This window comes from Paenibacillus sp. 1781tsa1 (assembly GCF_024159265.1).
Taxonomy (GTDB): Bacteria; Bacillota; Bacilli; order Paenibacillales; family Paenibacillaceae; genus Paenibacillus.
In genome coordinates, this window is the sequence record NZ_JAMYWY010000001.1 from 397,447 (window position 1) to 421,030 (window position 23,584).

The 23,584-nt window shown below is 47.0% G+C and carries 22 protein-coding genes; 8 read left to right on the forward strand and 14 right to left on the reverse strand.

Features of this window, described 5'->3' with window-relative positions; translation table 11 throughout:
• Window positions 1–98: 98 nt before the first annotated feature.
• Complete coding sequence (locus NKT06_RS01910; protein WP_253429303.1) at window positions 99–2,471, forward strand: Ig-like domain-containing protein; 2,373 nt, start codon at window positions 99–101, stop codon at window positions 2,469–2,471.
• A gap of 367 nt (window positions 2,472–2,838) precedes the next feature.
• Here NKT06_RS01910 and chrA read toward each other — a convergent pair whose 3' ends face one another.
• From chrA to NKT06_RS01940, 6 genes are all read right to left on the reverse strand, one after another.
• Window positions 2,839–3,384 carry a chromate efflux transporter ChrA gene (gene chrA, locus NKT06_RS01915; protein ID WP_253429305.1) on the reverse strand — a complete coding sequence of 182 codons (546 nt, stop codon included), beginning with the start codon at window positions 3,382–3,384 and terminating at the stop codon, window positions 2,839–2,841.
• 2 nt (window positions 3,385–3,386) lie between these two features.
• Window positions 3,387–3,974 carry a chromate efflux transporter ChrB gene (gene chrB, locus NKT06_RS01920; protein WP_253429307.1) on the reverse strand — a complete coding sequence of 196 codons (588 nt, stop codon included), beginning with the start codon at window positions 3,972–3,974 and terminating at the stop codon, window positions 3,387–3,389.
• A 12-nt stretch (window positions 3,975–3,986) separates the two neighbouring features.
• Window positions 3,987–4,481, reverse strand: coding sequence for a chromate efflux transcriptional regulator ChrS (chrS, locus tag NKT06_RS01925; protein WP_062837151.1), 495 nt, complete (start codon window positions 4,479–4,481; stop codon window positions 3,987–3,989).
• 270 nt (window positions 4,482–4,751) lie between these two features.
• Window positions 4,752–5,867, reverse strand: a complete 1,116-nt coding sequence (locus tag NKT06_RS01930; protein WP_253429309.1) for a PAS domain-containing sensor histidine kinase — start codon at window positions 5,865–5,867, stop codon at window positions 4,752–4,754.
• Window positions 5,860–6,510, reverse strand: coding sequence for a response regulator (locus NKT06_RS01935; protein WP_017691068.1), 651 nt, complete (start codon window positions 6,508–6,510; stop codon window positions 5,860–5,862). The genes NKT06_RS01930 and NKT06_RS01935 overlap by 8 nt, the downstream gene beginning before the upstream one ends.
• 104 nt (window positions 6,511–6,614) lie before the next feature.
• Window positions 6,615–7,046: a GAF domain-containing protein gene (locus tag NKT06_RS01940; protein WP_253429311.1), complete on the reverse strand. Its 432-nt coding sequence runs from the start codon at window positions 7,044–7,046 to the stop codon at window positions 6,615–6,617.
• Between the two features lie 377 nt (window positions 7,047–7,423).
• Between NKT06_RS01940 and NKT06_RS01945 the strand changes: the two genes are divergently transcribed.
• Entirely contained in the window at window positions 7,424–8,200 is a 777-nt protein-coding gene (locus NKT06_RS01945; RefSeq protein WP_253429313.1) for a Crp/Fnr family transcriptional regulator, read from the forward strand.
• A gap of 87 nt (window positions 8,201–8,287) precedes the next feature.
• Here the strand turns inward: NKT06_RS01945 and NKT06_RS01950 are convergent, their stop codons facing one another.
• From NKT06_RS01950 to NKT06_RS01960, 3 genes are all read right to left on the reverse strand, one after another.
• Window positions 8,288–8,842: a GNAT family N-acetyltransferase gene (locus NKT06_RS01950; protein ID WP_253429316.1), complete on the reverse strand. Its 555-nt coding sequence runs from the start codon at window positions 8,840–8,842 to the stop codon at window positions 8,288–8,290.
• Between the two features lie 124 nt (window positions 8,843–8,966).
• On the reverse strand, window positions 8,967–9,122 hold the full coding sequence (locus NKT06_RS01955; RefSeq protein WP_017691064.1) for a hypothetical protein: 156 nt from the start codon (window positions 9,120–9,122) through the stop codon (window positions 8,967–8,969).
• 153 nt (window positions 9,123–9,275) lie between these two features.
• Complete coding sequence (locus NKT06_RS01960; protein ID WP_253429318.1) at window positions 9,276–9,569, reverse strand: hypothetical protein; 294 nt, start codon at window positions 9,567–9,569, stop codon at window positions 9,276–9,278.
• Window positions 9,570–9,793: 224 nt separating this feature from the next.
• Between NKT06_RS01960 and NKT06_RS01965 the strand changes: the two genes are divergently transcribed.
• The 4 genes from NKT06_RS01965 (at window position 9,794) to NKT06_RS01980 (ending at window position 15,810) form a co-directional block, all read left to right on the forward strand.
• Window positions 9,794–11,308: a DUF6359 domain-containing protein gene (locus NKT06_RS01965; protein WP_253442338.1), complete on the forward strand. Its 1,515-nt coding sequence runs from the start codon at window positions 9,794–9,796 to the stop codon at window positions 11,306–11,308.
• Window positions 11,309–11,521: 213 nt separating this feature from the next.
• Window positions 11,522–12,151, forward strand: coding sequence for a sporulation-specific diadenylate cyclase CdaS (gene cdaS / locus NKT06_RS01970; protein WP_253429320.1), 630 nt, complete (start codon window positions 11,522–11,524; stop codon window positions 12,149–12,151).
• A 254-nt stretch (window positions 12,152–12,405) separates the two neighbouring features.
• Window positions 12,406–13,512 (forward strand): Glu/Leu/Phe/Val family dehydrogenase, encoded by a 1,107-nt coding sequence (locus NKT06_RS01975; protein WP_253429322.1) that lies wholly within the window; start codon window positions 12,406–12,408, stop codon window positions 13,510–13,512.
• Between the two features lie 231 nt (window positions 13,513–13,743).
• The gene (locus NKT06_RS01980; RefSeq protein ID WP_253429324.1) at window positions 13,744–15,810 is read left to right on the forward strand and encodes a methyl-accepting chemotaxis protein; all 2,067 of its coding nucleotides are present in this window, start codon (window positions 13,744–13,746) and stop codon (window positions 15,808–15,810) included.
• A 331-nt stretch (window positions 15,811–16,141) separates the two neighbouring features.
• On the opposite strand, the gene NKT06_RS01985 is transcribed toward NKT06_RS01980, so the two are convergent.
• The 4 genes from NKT06_RS01985 to NKT06_RS02000 form a co-directional block, all read right to left on the reverse strand.
• Window positions 16,142–16,714 carry a nitroreductase family protein gene (locus NKT06_RS01985; RefSeq protein ID WP_253429326.1) on the reverse strand — a complete coding sequence of 191 codons (573 nt, stop codon included), beginning with the start codon at window positions 16,712–16,714 and terminating at the stop codon, window positions 16,142–16,144.
• 9 nt (window positions 16,715–16,723) lie between these two features.
• Window positions 16,724–17,737, reverse strand: a complete 1,014-nt coding sequence (locus NKT06_RS01990) for an ABC transporter substrate-binding protein (RefSeq protein ID WP_253429328.1) — start codon at window positions 17,735–17,737, stop codon at window positions 16,724–16,726.
• 87 nt (window positions 17,738–17,824) lie between these two features.
• Entirely contained in the window at window positions 17,825–19,408 is a 1,584-nt protein-coding gene (locus tag NKT06_RS01995) for an AraC family transcriptional regulator (protein WP_253429330.1), read from the reverse strand.
• Between the two features lie 64 nt (window positions 19,409–19,472).
• On the reverse strand, window positions 19,473–20,336 hold the full coding sequence (locus NKT06_RS02000) for a LysR family transcriptional regulator (RefSeq protein WP_253429332.1): 864 nt from the start codon (window positions 20,334–20,336) through the stop codon (window positions 19,473–19,475).
• A gap of 156 nt (window positions 20,337–20,492) precedes the next feature.
• Here NKT06_RS02000 and NKT06_RS02005 point away from each other — a divergent pair, with 156 nt between their 5' ends.
• Both NKT06_RS02005 and NKT06_RS02010 read left to right on the forward strand, forming a co-directional pair.
• Window positions 20,493–21,554, forward strand: coding sequence for an oxidoreductase (locus NKT06_RS02005; protein ID WP_253429334.1), 1,062 nt, complete (start codon window positions 20,493–20,495; stop codon window positions 21,552–21,554).
• A gap of 115 nt (window positions 21,555–21,669) precedes the next feature.
• The gene (locus NKT06_RS02010; RefSeq protein ID WP_253429336.1) at window positions 21,670–22,038 is read left to right on the forward strand and encodes a VOC family protein; all 369 of its coding nucleotides are present in this window, start codon (window positions 21,670–21,672) and stop codon (window positions 22,036–22,038) included.
• A 141-nt stretch (window positions 22,039–22,179) separates the two neighbouring features.
• Here NKT06_RS02010 and NKT06_RS02015 read toward each other — a convergent pair whose 3' ends face one another.
• On the reverse strand, window positions 22,180–23,388 hold the full coding sequence (locus NKT06_RS02015) for an MFS transporter (protein ID WP_253429338.1): 1,209 nt from the start codon (window positions 23,386–23,388) through the stop codon (window positions 22,180–22,182).
• Between the last annotated feature and the right edge of the window lie 196 nt (window positions 23,389–23,584).

The window sequence follows — 23,584 nt, forward strand, 5'->3', positions numbered from 1 at the left end:
ATAGAATTCCCTGAAAATTTCCTGAAAGTCTAAACATCTGGAAAGGACTTGCCGACATAAAACATAAGGAAAAAAATGATGATAATCGGGGGGAAATGATGTTAAAGCCAAGATTGACCAAGTACATGGTGATGATGCTGGTGTTGATGCTGAGTATTTCCAACGTAGGCTTGGCCGCTGCGGCAGACAAAGAACTGTCCAAAATTGTGGTTTCCAAGAATGAAATGTCGCTCGAAGTTGGTGATTCCAGTTCCGTTACAGTGACAGGTGTATATTCTGATAATACATCGGCAAACGTAACGATCAGTTCATCCTGGAGTACCAGTGATACTTCGATAGCAACTGTATATAATGGCGCAATTACAGCCAAAAAGGAAGGTACAGCGACGATTACCGCAGCTTACCAGGGTCAAAGTCAAACCGTTCAAGTAAAAGTAACGAAGAAGGTCAAAGCCCTTTCGAAAAACGTGCAAAGTCTGGATTTGCGCACGGGAGATACAAAAGAAATTATTTTGACAGCAACGTATAGTGACAATGAAACAAATAATGCAGCAGCAAGTACCGCTGAATGGTCTACAAGTGATGAGAAGGTTGCTACCGTTGTGAATGGTAAAGTAACTGGACAAAGCGCAGGTACGGCAGTTATTACTGCGAAAGTTGGCAGCCAGAGCGTGACGGTGGATGTTAACGTTGAAGTGGTTAAACGTGTAGATGTAGATAAACAGCAGGTTAACCTGTTGTTAAACAAAAGTGAAAGTGTGAAAGTGACGGCTACGTATCCAGATGGCACAACCAAAGATGTAACCGATCTGGCGGAGTGGACATCCAGCAACGAGAAAGTTGCAGACGTTCTTAAAGGCGAAATTACAGGATACTCGGCAGGTTCTGCCAAGATCACAGCCAAATACGGTACGAAGTCCGTATCCGTTGACGTGGATGTGGATCTGACTAGCAAGTTGAGTGTGGAGAAACAAAGTATTTTCTTCCGTTTGAGTGAGACAACCAAAACGGCTAATGTCGTTGTAACGGCTTCTTATCCAAACAGCAGCGATGTGAATGTAACGGATCAGGCAACATGGACATCCAGCAACGAGAAGGTTGCAACGGTGTTTAAGGGACAGATCACAGCCATTAGCGCAGGTTCAACAACGATCAAGGCAACCTATAGTGGCAAAACCGTAGAAATTGCTGTGGATGTTGATACGGCAAGATATCTGGATATCAAAGATGTAAATGACAAACTCGCTATGAGTGTTACGGGCGATAACAAGTCCAAGACATTGGTAGCCAATGCAGAGTATATTGATGGAAGCACAGAAATTGTAACTTCCAAAGCAACGTGGACTTCAAGCAATGCGGATGTTGTATATGTATCCAACGGCGATCTGATCGCATACAAATCCGGTACTGCGACGATCACTGTAGCTTATGGCGGTAAAACAGCTAAGTTTACAGTAAATGTTGACGTTCCGGACAAGTATGAAATGGATAAGAAAAAAGCATCAGTAGCTGTTGGTGGAACGACCAATGCCAAAGTACTGGCGATTTACGGTGAGACATCCAAGGATGTATCCGAAGATGCAACCTGGAGCAGCAGCAGCGACAAAATCGCTGAGGTAGATAGCAAAGGGGTTATCACAGGTGTTGCTACAGGTAAAGCAACCATTACAGCGAAGATTGAAGGCAAAACGCTGACTCTGCCTGTTGAAGTAGGTATGGCTAGTGGACTGGAAGCAGATGTGAACTTCGTCGTATTGTCTGCCAAAGAAACACAGAACATCCTTCTGACAGGAACGGATGAGGACGGCAACACGCTGGATGTTACATCCGAAGCAACCTGGAAATCCAGTAACGCACGTGTAGCGGATGTGAAAAAAGGCGTGATCACGGGTAACGGCAGTGGCAAAGCCAACATCACAGCAGAATACGGCTCCAAAAAAGTGACGATCCAGGTTGAAGTGGATGTCATCTCACGTATTGAAGCTTCCGAGCCGGCTCTGTCCCTGAAATCAGGCGATACAGCTGATCTGACAGTAACTGCTTTCTTGAGCGACGGTAGCGAGCGTGATGTTACGGACAAAGCGGAGTGGAAAACCAACAGTTACAAAGTAGCTCAAGTGACCAAAGGTAAAGTCAAAGCTACAGGTTCAGGTAAAGCCAAGATCACAGCCAAATACGGCAGCAAGTCTGTCACGATTGCTGTAGATGTGGATACACTGAAATATTTGCAGACGGATAAAGTAACGTTGACCATGAAACCTGGTGAAAAGGTAACTGTGGCGGCAACTGCAACGTATGCTGATGGCAGTGAAGCCAATGTATCCAAACCGGCTCTCTGGAAATCTTCCCGTATTGCAACAGCATCGGTGAAAGATGGCGTTATTCAGGCGAACGGTAAAGGTAAAGCGACGATTACGGTGACATTTGCAGGTGTAAAAACCAAAGTAACGGTAGTGGTTGAAGCGAAGTAATTGTTTTTCCTAATGTGAGCGTGAAACGCGTAATATAAAAAACGGTGACCCCAGCTTGATAGCTGGGGTCGCCGTTTTTTGTCTATAAACTAGAATTGAAAGGGAGCATGGAGCGTTAACGAATCTGAGACATCTTAATCAGGGATTAGGAACGTTTGTAGAAATCTAAGGAATCTGAGACACGCTATATCGGAAAATACAGTCTTTTATAGCGCTTTTGTCTGGTGATTTTGGTAAATAACATGTCTGATGTTCCTTACAATTTAAAAAGAGCACCTTAAGACCAAATAAGACGTCCTCAGTTCCTTAGAAAATGAAAATGAAAATAGTCTTGCCATTCGCCAAATTTACTCACTATGTTCTATAACTACATCGTGTGAGACAGTACCAGTGCACCATAGGCAAAAGCGATAACGATTAGAATGGCTGGATGTAGCTTGGTCTTGGTCATGACCCAGAGCGAGATACCTGCAATGATCAACGTCTGCCAGATGCCGATGGAATCAGTGGATAGCTGCCCGAATTCCCATGTAAGCAGAATCATGAGTACAGCGATGACAGGCTGCACGAGTAGGGTCATGCCTTTGACTTTCGGTGACGTGCGATGTTTGTTCAACAGACGAAGTAATATAATTAGTGCGGTTGCGGAAGGCACGATTGTAGCAAAACTTGCAATAAGTGCCCCAAACCAGCCTGCCACGTGATACCCGACAAATGCAGCAATTTTGGTTGCAATCGGACCGGGAAGGGCGTTACCAATCGCCAGTACATCCCCGAATTGCTCTGTGGTCATCCATTGATAATGGTTCACAATCTCTTCCTGCATAAGCGGAATGGAAGCTGGACCGCCCCCATATCCCAAGATGTTGGCTACGAAAAATCCCCAAAATAATTCCCACCATGTCTGGAGCATCCTTAGGACACCCCCTTATCGGAGTTGCCTTTGGATTTGAAGCGCTGGACCAGTTCCAGATGGAAGACACCATATCCAAGGAAAACGGCGATTACAATCCCCGGATGGATATCGAGCAGCTGCAACAGTACAAAGGCAATTACGCCGAATAGGGCGGCAAAAACTTTGCCGAGTCCCTTCCAGGCTTTCATGGCAAATTCATAAGCCATCATGCCCAGCATGACAAAAATGACCGGCCGCACGGCGGCTACCATACCTGCTACCACTTTCGACTCGCGTAGCGCGTACATGGAACCGAGCAGAGCAATAATGGCGATACTTGTCGGTAAAATATGAGCGAGTACGGACACAATCGCGCCCAGTACACCTTTGGTTTTATAACCGAGATATGCGGCCATCTTGGTCGCGATGGGACCCGGCAAGGCGTTGGCGATAGCCAAAATCTCGCCGAACTCCTCATCACTGACCCATTTATAACGCGTAACGGCTTCATAACGGATTAACGGAATAACCGAAGGGCCACCGCCATATCCGAGAATTCCGGTCCGTACCATTCCGATGACGAGACCGTTGTAATCTTTCCAACCCATGCTGATTTCCTCCTAGAGTCTCATGCCCATCCGGCTTTTATAACGTTTCAACAATAGCTGTGATTCCACTTTGACGATACCTGGCATCTTATAGAGCTTCTCCAGCAAGAACTGCTCCATCTCTTCCATATCCGCAAAAATACCGTGCATGTGCAGAGTACTCGGGCCTGTCATATGATAAAGGCTGGTGACGGCGGGCTCTTCGTCCAGTTTCTCAGCGACTTCATCCAGGAAGGGCGGTTCGACATCGACATTAAAAAAGGCCGAGACCTGAAGCCCAACCTTGCCAGGGTTGATCACCACGGTGAAACGTTCGATGATTCCTTTTTCGGATAACGCATTAATGCGCGCCTGAACAGCTACACGCGACAATCCAATCTGTGTACCCAGGTCCGTGTAGGATATCCGGCTGTTCTTGTGAAGCGCGGCGATGATTTTGCGATCCATCTCGTCGAGATTGTACATTTGTGGAATTTCTCCTCCTTTGGAGGAGCGTTTCTCTGACATGTTGACCATCCTTTTCTTTCGCTATATGAAATGAACAATGGAATTTTACTAAACATACAATGTGTATGTGGCATTCATAGTTTAATGACGAATCGTAATTGGAGTCAATCTATTTATCATGATTATTGAAATTAACCGATTTTGAGCCTTCATTTTGTCATTTCGACCAATCGGAAATAAAAAGACCACTCGCACAGTCCAATAGCGAGCAGCCGTTAAATAATAGATAAGCTGGAGTGAAGCGCAAAGTGTGATACGAAGCATGTCCGGTTATGCTCGGGCTGTCTTGGGCAGTAAAAGGGTAACGGTAGTCCCTTCGCCAGGCTCGGAAGAAACTCTCAACGTTCCTCCTGCACCACGGGCACGCTCTTCCATACTGAACAATCCAACGCCATTGCCAGCAGTTGCTTCGCTGAATCCGGCACCCTGGTCTTCAATAATAACCATCGTCATGTCCTCAGCGTCTTCTATAGTAACACGTGCCTCGGCAACATCGGCATACTTCGCGACATTGGTTAAGGCTTCCTGAATAATCCGGTAGATGGCTATCTCCCGGTTCATCTCCAGACGTTTGCGCAAATTACATTCCAGATCAACTTCGATCCCGTAGTGACGGGTGTAATTCTCGATATACGTACGAATCGCCGGAACAACACCCAGGTCATCCAGAACGGACGGTCTCAGCTCCCATGCCATACCACGTACATCTTCCATAATACCCGTGACCTGCTTACGAAGTGATTCAACCCCGGGTTGAGGCTGGTCTGCCAGCAGTCGGTCCATCTGAATCACCAGAGAGAAGAGACTCTGTCCAATCCCGTCATGCAGTTCACGCGAGATTCGGCGTCGTTCCTCTTCCTGAATATTCATGACCTGGGACATCATCTTCTGCAATTCGGCTTCAACGGATTTTAGCTTGGTGACCTCACTACGTACAGCCAGGTATTGATATGGCTCGCCGTCGTTATCAAGGAAAGGCACAATGGTGGTGTTGACCCAATAATGACTGCCATCTCTGGCACGATTGCGAATTTCCCCGTTCCATACCTTACCTGAGGATATCGTCTCCCACAGGTTTTTCATAAAGCTTTTGCCATGGTATCCGGAATTAATGATTCGATGATCCTTACCGATCAGTTCCTCGCGCTCATACTGTGAGATTTCACAGAATTTATCATTCACATATTGGATTTTCCCTTTGCGGTCTGTGAGAGCAACAATGGAGGACTCATCCAGAGCAAATTTCAAATCACTCAATTGATGCAGGGAACCTTTCAACCTGCTGCGAAATTCATTATCCGTAATGTGATTATCGATTTCGTTCAGCAAGAGGCGTACGGGCTGGTCTGCGAGTCCACTTAGTCTGTTCTTGCGTGCACTACTCAAAGTTCAGCAACCCCTTTTTCATGGCGAACTTCACCAGTTCCGGGCGTGTACGCAGGCCAAGTTTCTCCATCAGATTGCTTTTGTGGGATTCGACCGTTTTGACACTGATGATCAGATGTTCGGCAATTTCCTTGTTGGCATAACCTTTGGCAATCCAGGACAAAATCTCTTTCTCCCGCTCGGATAACGTGTCATACGGTCCGGCGTTTTCCTGTTTGGCTTTGTCCAGATATTCACTCATCAGCCGCTTGGTCGCACTGGGGTACAGATAGGCGCTACCCTCTGCTACGGAACGAATTGCGGCAAGCAATTCTTCATGCGGCGCACTTTTGAGAATATATCCGGATGCTCCCGCATGGATGGCGCGGAACAGATATTCTTCATCGTCATGCATGGTTAGTATCAAAATGGAGACATCTGGCATCAATTTCTTCAATTCAGCCGTAGCGGTTAGACCGTCTTTGCCTGGCGGCATGCTAAAATCCATCAAGACCACATCTGGTTTCAACTCTTGAGCCTTGGCAATGGCTTCATCGCCATCTGCGGCATCTCCAACGATATGTATATCATTCTTTCCTTCAAGTAAGGCGATCAGCCCGGAACGCACGACAACATGGTCGTCTACCACTAATAGTTGAATCACATGATTTCCCCCTGTCCGCTTCCTCAGTTCTATCTATATCATAACAAAAAGAAGCGGCTCAGAGGTTAATTCTCTGAATCGCTTCTCGCGCTACTCCAAACTTTCTATCCAAACACCTTCGGCTGAAGATGTAGAGCGACTTGCTCCGTCTGTCGGACCATGTTTGGTGAAAAGGTGCAGGGCAGTCTGCTGCCAACGAGCAGCACGGCGCCAGGCACGCTTCCTTCCTGGAATACAGGTACCGCTATAGCACTTACCAGCCGCTCAGCAAGCATTAACGGGCAACGACCGGGTGTATGCTCCCCGGAGGATTGTGCATCAGATCGGGCTGTGCGTCCAGTCCGAAGGGCGGTGCCCACCAGATCTTGTCCGGGGCGCATTTCCATGCGTTTCACCCGTTCATTACTAGCCCCAGAGGTATACTTCCAGCGTAGCATCGTCCCGTTCAGACAGGCAAGTCCACAGAAGTCGCTGGATGTGTTCAGGCGCAGGCCGTCGATCATCTCCTGAATGCCAGATGGCAGTTCATCATGCATGAGAGGACACTTCCTTTTTTCGGATTATAACGTACGTAACGTGTAATTATTATCATTAACCTTTGAACAGGATTCATCTTAAAGTAAGGGTATTACAATGTTAATTCTATTGTAGACCCTTTCTCGTACATTGTAATTCAGGGAAAACCCCTATTTCCGTTTCATAATCTACTGAACCTGGGCAGTGGAGGACTCCTGAAACAGGTACACCAAGGGATTGGAGGAATGCGAAGGATGAGGCATATCGGTGAAATGTGACTTTTCTCACAGCAAATTCAGGGAGTTTCTCGTTAAGGATCAGGTAATCCCCCGATAACCATGGCGCTCCTTTCGCGGTATGATGGATACATAAGGAATCACCGAGGGGGACGAAGGTTATGGGTACAGTATTTGTAGAGAGAACAACCCAAAGAACAGCGCAGAAACAAACGGAGGCGGGCAAAATGACACGAGAAACAGGCGGAATCCTTTCGTTTGTGACATCTGAGCAATGGGACCTGATTGAAGCAAAAATGCAACCCAAACGGGTGAAGTCGGGGTATAGTCTCTTTCTCGAAGGCGATGAAGCCGGATATCTGTACTACATTCGTTCGGGACGAGTGAAAATGACCAAGTCGACGGAGGATGGCAAGGAAATTATTTTATCCATTCAGCAAAGCGGCGATCTCATCGGTGAATTCGGCGGCATCGGTGGATTGAATCATAGCTACAGTGCAGAGATGGCAGAAAAAGGGGAACTGGCCATTATCTCGCTTAGCGATCTGGAAAGTATACTCAGTAACCATGGCGACCTTGCCTTGAAGTTCTTGCAATGGATGGCATTGTCACAGCGGATCACCCAGTCGAGATTCCGTGATCTGCTGCTCTATGGCAAGGCGGGTGCGCTCGCTTCGACACTGATCCGTGCCAGCAATTCGTATGGCAGGGTTACGCCGGATGGTATTGTGCTCGACATGAAGCTGAACCATACCGATCTTGCCGAGATGATCGGAGCAACCCGGGAGAGCGTAACGCGGATGCTTGGGGCATGGAAGGAGCAAGGTACGCTGGATATGATGGACGGCAAACTGATGATTCGGGATCTGGCAGCACTGCGCTGCATGTGCGGATGTCCCACATTTCCAAGCTGCCCGGTAGAGCTGTGCCGACTGTAAATTAGTTTGTTCAGAGGCTTCACCTCCATTGGCGATTGGGGTCGTTACGGAGAAAAAGAAAAGAAAAGCTGGCGTCCCATATGGGAGTCAGCTTTTTGAGTTTCCGTGAAATTGTTCATATGCATATTCCTTTGCAAGAATCGAATATAGATACGAGTCATGATATTCCCCTTTGTAAAACCAATGCTCTCGCATCAGACCTTCACGCTGCATACCAATCTTCTGCATAACGTTCTCTGAAGCCTTGTTGTTCGGGCGGCATTTCGCATAAATTCGGTGTATGCCAAGTGTATTGAAGCCAAAGCCAAGCATGGCTCGGGCTGCTTCGGCAGCATAACCTTTTCCCTGATAAAAGGGATTGAGCACATAACCGATCTCAGCGTTCGTGTTTTCGATGTGAAGGCCAACACCACCGATCAGAATGCCCTCCTTTTTCAAACATATTGCCAGCTCATAACCTTCTCGTGGGTGTGTCTGCTGCATGTCCAACACAAACTGCACGTATTCTCGTGTATCCTCTTCGGTATTCGGCCCCCATGCGGTGTGCTGAGTAACTTCTGTCATGGATGTGTAGTTATGTATACTCTCCCAGTCTGTCTCCAGAATATCCCTGATGATGAGTCGTTCGGTCTCGAGTTGCATCGTTGTTCACTCCTTCACGTTTGAATATCTTTACTGTACATTGTACAACAAAAATAGCCCATAACAGATTCAACGAATGAATCGGTCATGAGCCATAATGTAGATCTATGATGTATGTCGAATGCTATTGTGGTTGTTTACATTGAACTGCGGGATAAGTATACGCCAGCTTGCGGATGATTTCCTTTTGCCATCTCGTATCACCCAGATTGGTTGCCAGGTTCAGAAGATCCAAATAATCGTCAAGCTGCAGATCAGCCTTTTGCAGAGTTGTATTCATTCGATGTTCGTTCCCCTTTATCTATAAAATCGTAAAATCATATGCAGTAGAAAGGTACATGGAGACAAGTTCAAGAATGATAATCATTATCACGTTTATATATTCATTATGCAATGAACGCTGGCAAAATGCAATCCCAAGTCCGCAACGAAGTTAACTTTTTTCTGAAAATAGGCTCCTCCACATCACATAGGGAATGTACACACCGAGATATGCAGACGGATACAGGAACCAGGCATTCATTAGGAATTGATGAATCTCGGTGGTGAACGTGGTCATATGAGCATTCGTTGCATACACATCACCAGCGATGACAGTTGCGGCACTGTAGAAGCAGAGCAACGCAAGGATATGAAATAGCCGAGTAACCATTCGGGAACGAAGAGCAACATAAACCATAATTAGCGGGATAACTAACAATAGCACCAAAAATACCAACTTCATCATCGTTTTACTCCTTCGGAAAATGGGATTCTAATGATAGTCAGTATGGGCAAATGGATGCCATCTCAAAACTTTTTCAACAATTTTACAAAAAGAAAGAGGAATTCATCATATGAACAATTAAAATAAAGGAGGATAAACCATTATCAGGTAATTTGGAGGAGGAGAAAGGGAATATGAAGAAGGCGTTATGGCAGCATTGGATCGGGGCATTCCTGGTCTTTATCATGATGGCAACCGCACTGCTGGGGCCGGGTTCGCAAAGTCCGGTACAAGCTGCAGCACCCCTTACGGTATCTCAGGCCATCGCTGCCCAGAGCGGTGGAGGAACAGCGACGGTTGAAGGAATCATTGTTGGACATGCTACCGGGTCACTTACCGCGAAGTTTACATCTCCGTATGCCAATGATTTTAATGTTCTGATTGCGGATTCAGCGTCAGAGCGAACCAATGCCAGATTACTGGATGTGCAGATTCCCGCTTCTTTCCGTTCGCAATATGGACTGGCTACCAATCCCAATCTTGTAGGCAAGAAGATCATCGTAACCGGAACCCTTGGTGCCTACAACAGCTATGCAGGAGTCAAAAACCCAACGTCCATTACATTTTCCTCCGGAACAACGAACCCTGATCCAGAACCGAACCCAGGTACAACATTACCGGATGGTACCGGCAAAAAAGTATTGTTCGATAATACCCACGCCCAGACAGCAGGTGCTGCAGACTGGATTATTGACGGGGCATTTTCGGATTTTGCCTATGGTTTGCGGAACGCAGGCTTTGCCGTGGATCAGCTGGAACGCAGCATCCCGTATACATTCGGTGAGCAAGCCATCACCTACAATAAATTGAAAGATTACGACGTCTTTGTCATTGGCGAAGCCAACGTGCCGTTCAAAGCGACAGAGCAGGCTGCGCTGGTGCAGTACGTGCAGAACGGAGGAAGTGTTTTCTTCATCTCCGACCACTATAATGCAGATCGCAACAAAAACCGCTGGGATTCTTCCGAAGTATTCAACGGCTATCGCCGCGGTGCCTTCCTGAATCCCGCCAAAGGCATGTCTTCGGCTGAAGCCGAATCACCAGCGATGCAGAGTGTGACGAGTTCAGACTGGCTGGCGACAAACTTTGGTGTACGTTTCCGCTACAATGCCCTTGGAGATGTGAATGCATCGAATATCGTTGCACCTGCACAATCCTTCGGCATTACGTCTGGTGTTAATGCTGTAGCCATGCATGCGGGATCGACCGTTGCGATTATAGACCCTAACAAGGCCAAAGGTTTGGTGTATGTACCAAGTGGTGTGTCCAAGTGGGGCAACGCTGTCGATCAGGGCGTATATAATGGTGGTGGACGAGCTGAAGGGGCCTATGCCGCCATTGCCAAGGTTGGTGCGGGCAAAGCTGCATTTATCGGCGACTCTTCACCTGTGGAAGACGCTACTCCGAAATATTTGCGTGAAGAGACCGGTGCGACCAAGAAGACCTATGATGGATTCAAAGAAGTGGACGATGCAACTTTCCTTGTGAATACCGTGAAATGGCTCGCGGTCAAAGAGAGTTATACCAGTCTGGCACAAGTGCCAGGACTGACATTGGATACAGCCACAAGCCTGCTTTCAATGGAAGCACCTGCTGCATCAACCGAGCCGCAACTTGAGCCATGGGCTGCACCTGCGGCGGGATACAAATGGTATGATCCGACTACATTTAAGACAGGTTCATACGGAAAAGCACAATAAATGAAATAGATATCAAATCATCATGCCGAATAGGGCCTGACCGTGGAAGTTTGTTCGCGGACAGGCCCTTTTTTTCATTTTATACAAGTTGCAATCACGACCATGATTAGCTCATACCGCCCTGTCATGGTATATATACTTGCTCCTGAGGGGAAGGTATGGGTATTCAGGATATGTGCGAGGCATTAATCGAATTAAAGGAGGAGGCGACGTATGATGAACCGACAAGCAGACTGTGACAGTTCTTCGATGAGGCAGAAGCTTAAGGCAGACCTCCATCGTGTAGCAGAACGTATGAATCTGACGTTATCCCGATTTGACAATGACAGTGCCTGTCTGCTGGGGCAATTTGCAGAGATTCGAGCGGAGATTAAGCAGATCGAGGTGCTCGCCTCTTCGTTTTATCTGGATTGTTATCTGTCGCCCTTTACCGAGAAGTTTGCCGAATTAACATCGAGCGTACAGCATCTATCTGACCGGAGGTATGGTGCGTTAATTGTGATTGAACGGGAGATTCCGTTGGAGTCGATCATTCATTCAGGAGTGGCAGTGGATGCCAGAGTGACACATGCGCTGCTGGAATCCCTGTTCATTCCCGGTGCACCATTGCATGACGGGGCCGTGTTGATTCGTGGCAATCAGATTGTATCCGCTGGTAATGTGCTGCCGTTGTCGCAAGCGGAAGTGCATGAACGAAAAATAGGCACTCGTCATCGGGCTGCACTGGGACTCAGTGAATTGACGGATGCGGTTGTACTGGTTGTCTCTGAGGAGACCGGACAGGCTTCATTCGCTGTGGATGGAGATCTGCATCCGATAAATGTGGTTGAGACGCTATCTTAAATGTGATTGATGCTTATGGGTTTTCTCGTGACGATGATGTTATTGTGGCTAAGGGCAGTGGACCTTTCTCCAGTTATGGAAGAGAGGTTTTTCTATTAATAGACCCTGCCATACGAGAAGATTATTAGATGCTTCTCTAACATTGCGATGTGATTTTGCACAAACTGGGTATTCATGGGTACAATAGAGGATGGTCAATGAATAGAGAACAATGCGATTGGATCGCAAAAATGGTTGGAGGAGACGGTTAGCACATGAGTTGGTTTGAAGCAATGGAGCATCACGATTATGAGGAACTGGTTCTATGCCAGGATCGAAATTCAGGGTTAAAAGCAATTATCGCCATACATGACACAACACTCGGCCCTGCGTTGGGAGGCACACGGATGTGGACTTACGCTTCAGAAGAAGCAGCCATTGAAGATGCCCTGCGCCTTGCCCGTGGTATGACATATAAGAATGCGGTATCCGGCCTGAATCTGGGCGGCGGCAAAACTGTTATTATCGGAGATCCACGGCGTGACAAAAACGAAGCGATGTTCCGGGCGTTTGGACGATATATTCAAGGACTGAACGGACGTTATATCACGGCCGAAGATGTGGGAACAACGGAAGAGGACATGAACCTGATCTATCAGGAAACCGATTATGTGACAGGCATCTCACCGAGTTATGGTTCATCCGGTAACCCATCACCCGCAACCGCTTGGGGTGTATATCGGGGGATCAAGGCAGCAGCCAAAGAAGCATTTGGTACCGATCTGCTGGAGGGTAAGACGATAGCAGTCCAAGGTGTCGGCAATGTGGCGATGCATCTGTGCAAATATCTGTATGAGGAAGGTGCACATCTGATCGTTACGGATATCCATAAGGACGCGGTGAAACAGGCTGTGGATCGCTTCGGCGCAACAGCTGTTGATCCCGCGGACATCACTAGTGTGGATTGCGATATCTATGCACCATGTGCACTGGGCGGCACGATTAATGACGATACACTCAAGACACTCAAGGCGAAGGTTGTAGCGGGCTGTGCCAACAATCAGCTGCTGGAGACCCGTCATGGGGATCAGTTGTATGATATGGGCATCGTTTACGCGCCTGACTATGTTATCAATGCAGGTGGCGTAATTAACATTGCGGATGAGCTGAACGGTTATAATGCGGATCGGGCGTGGAGCAAGATCGGAGAGATCTATTCCACTCTGGAGAAAATATTCGAAAGCTCACGTACCGAGGGCATCGCAACCTATGTTGCCGCAGATCGTCTGGCTGAGCGACGAATCGAACAGATGAAGAATACGCGCAGTACATTCTTGCAGAATGGCCACCACGCGCTGAGTTCCCGGAGATTGCGCAAGTAAACGGTATTGAATCTATACCAAATCTGTAAAAGGTCTGTTAGATAACGGCAACGTCCATTCCAAAGATGGATAGTGTCGATCTAACAGGCCATTTTTTATGTTGCGATTAGCATTTAAAAGAAAAACAGTGGCAATATCTCCCTAATTGATCAACTCGACTATGTATTTTTCCGATAATGTATGTACATCGTTCAGATGCAGATGGTTCAGGGAAGTGGGGAGAAGTGGGAAATGGGGAAAAGAACAGGGTTAGGGCATAGGATCAAAAATATGTCGCTTAAAATCAAACTGCCTTTCATGATCAGTGTATTGGTTGTTTTGGTTCTGCTTGGTGCAACGACCACAAGTTATATGATCTCATCTGATGTTGTGGTCAGGAAAAGCAAGGATGAGATTAATGTGATGGCTGACCGCCTTGGGGAAGGGCTTTGGACAGCGATGCAACTTCAGCAACAATTGAGTCATGCGATATCCGTACATAATACCTTCAAGGAACTCTTGGAGCTGCGTAATACAACTGACATGACGGATGAAGAATTTTTCTCGGATGAGAACACGTATTTCAATAAGGCAAATACGATCTTGACTGACAGTATATCGGACACGGAAGGAAGCAAGCCAGATCTGTTCGTGTTTGATAAGGAAGGAATCATGGTGGCGGGAACCATGCCAGAAGTGATAGGACAATCACGGGGAGATCGGGAATATTTCAAGGAGTCCATACAGGGGAAATCCTTCATCAGTGATGCCATCGTGTCGAAGAATAGCAAGAAGCTGATTATTGCATTCTCGGAGCCTATCATGGATGAAGAGGGCAATATTCTGGGTGTGTTCGCCATGTCGGTGGACAGCAACTTTTTCCTAGGGCAACTGGGGGACATCCAGATTAATGGTCAAGGCAGAGTTGAAGTATTGAGCCGAAGCGGCATCATTATGTATGATTCACTGGACCCTTCCATTGTGGGACAAACGCTGGAAGAGGACAAGGAAGCCACCGAACTTATGGAAGCCAGAGCCACCGACAAAGTGAAAATCACTTCAATGGATCGAGATAATATCTATTATCGTATCAATCAGATCCCTGGAGCAGATCTCTCCGTGGTCATTATTGATGATTATGATGATATCAAACGCCCATTAGAGGATATACAGCGCCAGATGCTTATCGTGACCTTGATTGGAGTTGCTCTGGCTATTGGCGTAGGAATGCTAATCTCTCGTAGTATTACAAGACCTATCATTCGTTTGATCGGGCTGTTCAAACAGCTTGCTCAAGGGAATCTCACCGTTAAGGCCAATGGCAGATATAACAGCGAATTCAAGGATCTGGCGGAGAGCTTCGATGGCATGGTGGAGCAGAACAGGAACCTGATTACCGATATGAATAATTCGATTCATGTGCTCCAGGCCAGCACTCAGGAATTGGAGGAGACATCCAAACAGACGGCAAGATCCATTGATGAGACATCGGCGACGTCCATGGGGATTGCAAAAGCCATGGAGGCCCAATCGGAAGATACCGAGCAGATTGCAGGCAAATTCAACAGCTTTGGCGATAAAGTGGCTGCCATGAACAGCAGTGCACAGGATGTGAAGGCAAGAGCGGATGAGATCGAAAGTGTATTCCACAACGGCAATGAAGTCGTCAATGAATTGATGCGTATCAATGAGGTGAACGAGCGCGAAGTGGAGAAGATCTCGGAGATTACCGTCAAACTTCAAACGAGTTCGGGCAGTATTAGTCAGATCACGGAAGCGATTAGCCAGATTGCGAAGCAGACCAATCTGCTTGCATTGAATGCTTCCATTGAAGCATCACGGGCTGGGGAGCATGGCCGAGGATTTGCGGTTGTGGCCGAGGAGATCCGCAATCTGGCAGAGCAGAGTTCCCGCCAGTCCAAGGAAATCTCCAGCATTATCGAGCAGAATCTGGCCGATGTCGCGGAGAACAACCATAGTGTTGCGGAAATTCACACCATCTCGTCCAGACAGGATGAGCTTGTTTTGCAGACACGTCAGGCATTTGATGTGATTCTGGAGAAAGTCACGGTTATCAATCAACAGATCGCCACGATGGCAGGACAGATGCAGGAGATGTTACAGAACAAGGACGATGTACTGGAGTCGGCACATAGCTTGTCAGCTTCGGGAGAGCAGGTATCTGCTTCCGTTGAAGAGGTAACAGCGACCATGATGGAGCAGTCTTCCACGGTGCAGCAGTTGGCGAACATGGTCGATACAATCGATCAATTGACGCAAAGGCTGGCCGAATCGGCTGCAAGATTCAAGGTGGAGTAAGGGACTCTCTCAAAAAGAATTCCGCCTCGCTCCAAGCGCTAACGAACCTACCCCACCTTAAAAGGCGGATCATCAACGCTTGCAAGATTTAAAGAATCTCAGTAACGCTATTTCGTCAAAAAACGTTGTCAAAACCTAAAAAATCGAGCGAATCGACGAAATAACGTCTCTGTGATTCGTTAGATCTCAGATCTGGGCAAATGGGAGCGACTAACGTGTCTCAGGTTCATTAAAACAAAATAACACGAACAAGGGATGTCCTCTGTCATATTCATGACTTATAGGACATCCCCTTCTTTTTTGTGGTCTCGATCAATGTGCTTTAGTCCATTTAGTGATCAATGAGATGCAACAGTTGAGACAGAGGTGTGCGAGGCTTGGGCATAGGCTGATCTTCAGCGTTAAAATACCCCATGTGAAGTGTGCCTACTATTTTTTCCTCTGATGTCACACCAATGGCTTCACAGAATAGCGGACTTTCGTTGAAAGGACTTGTCTTCCATACGACGCCAATCTGTTGTTCCCAGGCGAGCAACTGTATGTTCTGAATCAGTGCCGAGGTTGCAGCAAAAGCCTCTTCCCACGCTTTAGAGGGCAGGTTGGCTGTCATAACCACAACCAGATGCACAGGTGTCTGTGCACAATAGGCCGCTCTGATTTGTTGTCCGTACTTTGCTATAAATTCAGGATTGCGTGTACTTAATACAGCACTCGCGAATGTTTCTCTGCCATCATTCATAAACAGAATGAAGCGCCAAGGTTCCTTTTTGGAATGAAAAGGTGCCCATATCGCTGCCTCCAGAATCTCATGAATCGTTTCCAAGGGAATGGGTAGGCCATTAAATTCCTGAATCGTACGTCTTTCGATCACGGTCTGCCTAAGACTTGTTTTAGGTTTCATCATGTCCCTCTATTACTCGAAGGAAGCAGCGATCTCATCAATAATTTTGTTCAGACCGATGGGACCGTATCCTGCAAACCACAGGTTGGCATCACCGATATATACATGATCGTTCTGGACTGCATTCAGATTGGACCAGATGGAAGTATCCATGATGTTATTAAGCACAACCTTGTTTTCTTCTCCTGGACGAAGAATAATAAACAGTCGATCCGGGTTCAGCTCAGGCAGAATTTCCTCGGAAATTGCCACATTCCATGATCCCTCGAAATCTACACTGTCTACTGAAGCAGGGGTTAATCCCAGAGCACCAAACAGAGTGAAGTTATCATCAGGTTTAATCAACTGGAGCTGTTTATCCTGTACGCGCATGTAGGCCACCGTTTCGTCTTTGGCTTTTACGGCAAGCTCATCATGGGTTTGGGTGACTTTGGCATCATAGGCGTCTTTGACCGCTTGGGCTTCTTTTTCTTTGCCAAGAACGGTTGCCGTTTCCATGAATCGCTCCCAGTCTCCTTTTTCTTCATTATCAAAAAGGATCGTTGGAGCAATCTTGGAGAGTTGCTCATAGTTTGCTTCATTTAACGTTTTGGAGGCCAGAATGAGATCCGGCTCAGCCTGGAGCAATGCTTCAAAATTGGGAGACTCGCCGGAACCTACGGCAGTGGTATCTTTCATCTGATCTGCCAGATATTCAGGGAATCCGAGATCGTTATACGTAACCATGGCTGTCGGTTCAATGCCCAGTGCGAGCAATTGGTCGGCAAAGACGTAGAGCATTCCCGCAATTTTCTTGGGTTCAGCAGGAATTTCGATATCCCCTTTGATCGTGGAAATGGTGCGTGTATTCTCACTTCCCTGTTCAGCGGTTGAGGGCTCTGCCCCATTGGACTCGGGTGAAGCGGAGTTCCCGCTGTTCTGGGAAGTTCCACAGCCTGCAAGCATGCTGCATAGAAGAAGAATGGTTATAAGGAATCGTCCCGATTTGAAAAAGGTAGAGAAGACTTGCTTGTTAGGTAAAGACACGTTGTACACACCCTTTGACTGATTTTGATTATCATTATCAAAATAATTATAGGTGCATACCCAATCGTAATCCATGGATATTCCTGTTTAATGCATGGACGTTTGGCTCAGGAACAATTGACTAACCCGATTCAGAAACAGATTATGAGCCAAGGAAGTATAACAGGAGTAGGGGGAGGAATCGCCCAATTCATAGACTTGATTCATACGGACCGCCTCCCATTGCTGCCAGATTGAATTTTGCATAAGCGACGCTACGGTGTGCGTACGCTCTTCTGCGTGACCACTTGTAAACAGAATGAAGTGTTCAATATCCGACTGAACCAGCTGTTCCAGTGACATTAAACGGGAATGGGATACGTGGTGTAGAGCTTGGGGTACAGATAACTGCAAATCATCATAGAGAACCGTCCCCAGATTACGGTTGCCGTAGACCCGGAACTGTCCATCTTCGTATTGCGCCACAGCCACAGGTCGGTCATCGATGGCATGCTGTATACTGGATATTTTTTGTTTGACCGATAGATCATAACGTTCCAGCCATTCTTCACCAGCTGTTATTTTGCCCACGGATTGTGCAATGGAGTACATCTGTTTACGCCAATCTCCTGCAAAAGATATGGTACAAGTGGAGGCAATATGCCGAAATAATTCGGCTTTTTTGGGCTCTTCATAATCGGTTCCTTCATACCCAATGATCAGTTCTGGGTGTGCGTTCATTAATAGTTCCAGATCAGGCTGATCTCTGCCCACTTGAATCACATTTTTGAATTCATATGAGGTTCTATGGACCGGATTAATCAGTGCCGCATAAGGCTCAATACCAAGGGCAAGCAGATGCCCCGTATATGGATGGGCAAGTGAAGCGATACGTGTTACGGAGCGATGCTTTTTAATATAGACCATGGGAGACAATCCGGTGGTTGCTTTGAATTTTCGGCTGAAATAGAATTCATCTTCATACCCGACCTGACGGGCTGTTTGTTTGATCGTGTTGTCTGAGGCCAGTAGCAGATCACCGGCTTCCCGGATGCGTACGGCGTTCAAATATTCGATGGGGCCTTGTCCAATCATTTTTTTGAACAATCTGGAATAACGGTTGACACTCAGTCCAGCCATTTCAGCCAGTTTTTCGCGTGTGAAGCTTTCCTGATAATGTGTATTGATATATTTTTGGCTCTGTTTTACCGCTTCAATTGCTGTATCTTCCTGGAATTTCTGCTTCTTCTGCTTCAATAGGACAAGACACAGTTCCTGAAAGAGGATCTGACGTGCCATTCCAGCCCATGGATCTTCCTTCTGCCCACCTTCATGGATTTGTATGGCGAGAACGGGAGCTGAGGGAACAACAGTGGCAATGAATTCAAGATGTGGATCAATAACTCGCTGCATGTTGCCATCCAGTTCTTCGTTGTAGACATTGTAGGTTAAGGTGACACATTCAAAGTCATGCTGTACCTCGGTAGTTGCGATACAGGTGTGAGAAGGAGGGACGGAAAGGACTTGAGGAGCGAATAGGGAGATGATTTTGTCTTCGACTTTGACGGTTAAGCTCCCTTTGATCACAATAAGCAGCGTATGATGTGGACGGGATGGAAAGGACATTTGTTCAGCATTGTTGTCGATACGCCGGGCATCAATGAGCCTATATAAAAGATTCGTGAGTTTCATCTGATCTTCTCCTGACTGCTGTGATTGAACAATACTATAATACTGCTTATAGAAGTTACCAATATTAAAACGTAATGCACTTCTGATTCAGCAGCTTCATGAATTGATCCAGCGCACTGCTGACATACCGATCCTCACCGCGGACAAAGGTTGTCGTGGTATGGGTAAAACGATCTGCCAGATCAAATACGGAGAAATCATCCGGTTTCTTGTGAATAACGTTGCACGGCATAATGGTAAAAGCAATGCCAGATTCCACACAGCTGAGCAGGTTGTCCATCGTACTCACTTCGATGATATTACGTGCGGACAACCCCTCTTCCTGCAAAAATTCTTCGGTCATTTCACGATACGGACAGCCCTCGGGGAAAACAACCCAGGATACTTGGCACAGACTTTCAGGTGGTGTATCCATCCGCTTGGAGATGATATGAACCGTGTCCTGCATCTCATATTCCACCTTCAGACCTTCTTTCACACAAGCCCCGCTGATAAAAGCACCATCAATCTCATAGTCCTGTATTTTCTTGCGCAGTACTTTGGGTGAAGTGGCGTTGACGAGTGAGATGGACACCTTCGGGTAGGTTATCTGATATTCATTCAGAATCTCCATAAAACGGCTGGATGCCGCCGTTTCTACAATGCCGATTTTCAGCGTGCCGGAAGGCTCACCGGGATCGGTCATATCCTGCTTCAGATCATGCAAAAGGTTATGAATCTGTGTGGCGTACTGGACGAACTGTTCTCCTTTGGAGGTCAGTACAACACCTTTGGGAAATCGGTTGAACAACTGGATTTGATATTCCTGCTCCAGTTTTTTGATGCGTGTAGTGACATTGGATTGGGCGTAATTCAGTTCTTTGGCGGCCTGTGAGATTTTGCCTGAACGCGCCACCGCGAGAACAATATCGATATCGGAAAGTTCCATGCTGTATCCTCCTGAACGTGGATTAACTTACATTGCTTCCGCAGATGTTGATGTCAGGTATCTCTATGAGAGATACAACTATATATTTCAATCATTTTACGATATATAAGAGCCGCCGTACAATATCCTTAATGACGAAGAGAGTAGGGATATGACATGAATAACATGAATACACGTTCAACACTATTAAGCCCGGTAACGATTCATCAGTGGCAATTAAGGAACCGAATTGTGATGGCTCCGTTGACCCGGGGATTTGCTGATGATCAGGAGGGGACCGTGACGAATGAGATGGTGGCGTATTATGAGCAGCGTGCGCGAGATGGTGTGGGACTGATCATTACCGAGGGTATCAACCCGAATCTGGCAGGCAAAGGCACTTACGGCATCCCCGGTTTATATACAGATGAACAGACGACTTCTTGGAAAAGGGTAACGGATGCTGTTCACAGACATGGCGGCACCATTATTGCTCAGCTCTGGCATGTCGGCAGGTTGTCCCACTCCGATCTGATCGGAACCACTCCAGTGGCACCTTCCAGCCTTGCGGCAGAGGGAAGAGTGCATAAGCTGCATAAGCCGTATCAGGTTCCTAAAGCGATGAGTGCACAGGATATAGCGGATACGATTCAGCATTTTCAGACGGCCGCCCGCAATGCAGTTCTGGCAGGTTTTGACGGAATTGAGCTTCATGCTGCGCATGGGTATCTGATCGACCAGTTTATCAATGAGAAGACCAACCACAGAACAGACGAATACGGAGGAGACACTGCGGGCAGATTGCAGTTCCTGCGGGATCTTATTGTGGCTGTAAAAAAAGAAATCAGTGTAGATCGCATATCGGTACGATTCTCCGAGAAAAAGGATGATGATGCATCCTATGCATGGGTAGACAAAGCTGGAATGATCGATGCATATCTGAACTTGTTCCGCGAGACGGGAATTACGATCTTGCATCCCTCAACTGATCATTATGCGAAAGCGTGGGCAGGGGAGCAGTCCTTTCACGAGCGGATTCGAAGTCAGTGGGATGGAATCATCATTGGTGTGGGGAATTTGGATGTTCAGACCGCAGAGCACGCGATTGGTAAGGGAAGCATAGATTTGGCTGCGTTCGGCAGACCATTTATCTCCAACCCTGATCTGGTGCAGAAATTGAATGCTGGTGAGCCATTGGTGGAGTATGATGCAGCTAAGCATCTGCCCGTGTTGGTGTAAAAGGGGAAAACCGAGTCAAAGAAAAATCAAAAAAGACTGAACGCTACTGACATACTGTTGGCAAGAGCGTCCTTGTATGATCAAGGTATACAAATACGAAGGAGGACATTACATTATGTCAGCAATTGGACCCGATTTCATTTCACTTCAAGTGAGCAATCTTGAGAGCTCTGCCGAATTCTATCAAAACTATCTCGGACTAGTACGCTCACAGGCGGGACCACCTCATGCGGTGGTTTTTGAGACAAAGCCTATTGCATTTGCTCTTCGTGACCTATTGCCAGGAATCGAACTCGGTTCAGGTGCTCAGCCAGGACTGGGCATCGCTCTTTGGCTTCATGCTCCGGATACACAAGAGATTCATGACAAACTTGTTGCTGCAGGCGTAAAGATTACATCTGCACCCATAGATGGACCATTCGGGCGAACCTTTACATTTGCCGACCCAGACGGGTACCAAGTTACCCTTCACAGTAAAGCCTAATACGCAGATGTATCCATCTTAATAATAGTGATAACTTCCTGTCACAGGGAGCCAAATGTTGATTACAATATCAAGGGCAGTACTGATCCTTAGGATCAGTCTGCCCTTATTTGGTTGTACGGATTAAACGACCAGTTCATTCTATTCATGGCTGACGACTACCGCTTTCTTTTCCGTAAAGTAATACACCAAAGCGAGCAGCGGCATGATCAGGCCAATCAGCGTTGTGAGACTCCAGCCTCCGTTAGCATAAGACCAGCTTCCAAGAGATGAACCAATCGCACCGCCAACAAAAAAGATCGACATGAATATGCCATTCACACGCCCTCTCGCTTCACTTCCTAAGGAGTAGATAATGCGTTGACCCAGCACCAGATTTCCCGAGACAGCCATATCCAGTGTGATCGCCACGATCACAAGCAGGATCAATGCAAACGTGGAGTGGCTCTGGAACACATAAGCAAGACCGAATGAAGCAGCAGCGATCACCATGGCAGCCCCTGTCAGAATGCGCGTTAGTCCGCGATCCGCCAGTCTCCCGGCAATGGGAGCGGCAATAGCACCTCCGACACCAGCCAGTGCGAACCAGGCAATGCCTTGCTGTGACATGCCAAAATTGTTAGCGAGCCTGAGTGGAACCGTGGTCCAGAACAAGCTGAAAGCACCAAACAAACTGGCCTGATAGAACGCCCGGCGGCGCAGCAGAGGCATCGTTCTGAACAGTGTGCCCAATGATACGATTAATTGACCGTATTTCAAGGTGGGTTCAGGCTGGCGAGCAGGAAGAGCACGTGATAGGAGCAGCATTAGAAGTGCTATGACAATGGCGGAGAATACAAAGACCGTCTGCCATCCGAAGAGGCTGGTGATAAAGCTTGCGACAGGACGAGCTAGCATGATGCCCAGCAGCAGACCACTCATTACATTGCCAACAACCCGTCCGCGTTGTTCCTCGGAAGTAAGATATGTCGCATAGGGTACCAGAATCTGAGCGACAACAGAACCTATACCTATGAATAGAGAGGCAGTCAGAAATACAACAGCAGTGGGTGAGAAAGCTGCAGCAATCAGGGCAGCAACCAGTACGATGAGGAAAAGAACGACCAGGCGTCGGTTCTCGATAATGTCACTGAGCGGCACGATGAATAACAAACCAATAACATAACCAATCTGAGTCAACGTTACGATCAATCCGGCAACGGCAGAAGAAAGGCCCGTGGTCATGCTAATCGGTCCGATAACGGTCTGAGCATAATACAGGTTTGCCACGATCAATCCACAAGCGGATGCCAGCAAAAAAATAATCCAGGCAGGTACAGGTGCCTTCTTCACTTGTTGTCTCATATCCATCTTAATCATCCTCCACAGATTTCATATTCGTATTGAAAATTTGATATTCCAGATAAACGGGTGCTATTTAAAATGTTAATTGCTAAACGTTGTGTTCACTAATTACAAACATATAATAAACTAAACGTTTAGTATTGTAAATAGGCTAAACATATTTTAATGAAGATTTAAATGAGGATGTAAAAATGAGCGGAGA

Bases quoted from the DNA above. Each gene is read 5' to 3' on its own strand.
- NKT06_RS01940 (WP_253429311.1), bottom strand. From the start codon at position 7,046: ATGCATGATGAACTGCCATCTGGCATTCAGGAGATGATCGACGGCCTG.
- NKT06_RS02015 (WP_253429338.1), bottom strand. From the start codon at position 23,388: ATGGATATGAGACAACAAGTGAAGAAGGCACCTGTACCTGCCTGGATT.
- chrS (WP_062837151.1), bottom strand. From the start codon at position 4,481: ATGTCAGAGAAACGCTCCTCCAAAGGAGGAGAAATTCCACAAATGTAC.
- NKT06_RS01960 (WP_253429318.1), bottom strand. From the start codon at position 9,569: ATGATGAAGTTGGTATTTTTGGTGCTATTGTTAGTTATCCCGCTAATT.
- chrA (WP_253429305.1), bottom strand. From the start codon at position 3,384: ATGCTCCAGACATGGTGGGAATTATTTTGGGGATTTTTCGTAGCCAAC.
- NKT06_RS01910 (WP_253429303.1), top strand. From the start codon at position 99: ATGTTAAAGCCAAGATTGACCAAGTACATGGTGATGATGCTGGTGTTG.
- NKT06_RS01980 (WP_253429324.1), top strand. From the start codon at position 13,744: ATGGGGAAAAGAACAGGGTTAGGGCATAGGATCAAAAATATGTCGCTT.
- NKT06_RS02005 (WP_253429334.1), top strand. From the start codon at position 20,493: ATGAATAACATGAATACACGTTCAACACTATTAAGCCCGGTAACGATT.
- NKT06_RS01975 (WP_253429322.1), top strand. From the start codon at position 12,406: ATGAGTTGGTTTGAAGCAATGGAGCATCACGATTATGAGGAACTGGTT.
- NKT06_RS01945 (WP_253429313.1), top strand. From the start codon at position 7,424: ATGGGTACAGTATTTGTAGAGAGAACAACCCAAAGAACAGCGCAGAAA.
- chrB (WP_253429307.1), bottom strand. From the start codon at position 3,974: ATGGGTTGGAAAGATTACAACGGTCTCGTCATCGGAATGGTACGGACC.
- NKT06_RS02010 (WP_253429336.1), top strand. From the start codon at position 21,670: ATGTCAGCAATTGGACCCGATTTCATTTCACTTCAAGTGAGCAATCTT.
- NKT06_RS01995 (WP_253429330.1), bottom strand. From the start codon at position 19,408: ATGAAACTCACGAATCTTTTATATAGGCTCATTGATGCCCGGCGTATC.
- NKT06_RS01950 (WP_253429316.1), bottom strand. From the start codon at position 8,842: ATGCAACTCGAGACCGAACGACTCATCATCAGGGATATTCTGGAGACA.
- NKT06_RS01985 (WP_253429326.1), bottom strand. From the start codon at position 16,714: ATGATGAAACCTAAAACAAGTCTTAGGCAGACCGTGATCGAAAGACGT.
- cdaS (WP_253429320.1), top strand. From the start codon at position 11,522: ATGATGAACCGACAAGCAGACTGTGACAGTTCTTCGATGAGGCAGAAG.
- NKT06_RS01955 (WP_017691064.1), bottom strand. From the start codon at position 9,122: ATGAATACAACTCTGCAAAAGGCTGATCTGCAGCTTGACGATTATTTG.
- NKT06_RS02000 (WP_253429332.1), bottom strand. From the start codon at position 20,336: ATGGAACTTTCCGATATCGATATTGTTCTCGCGGTGGCGCGTTCAGGC.
- NKT06_RS01965 (WP_253442338.1), top strand. From the start codon at position 9,794: ATGATGGCAACCGCACTGCTGGGGCCGGGTTCGCAAAGTCCGGTACAA.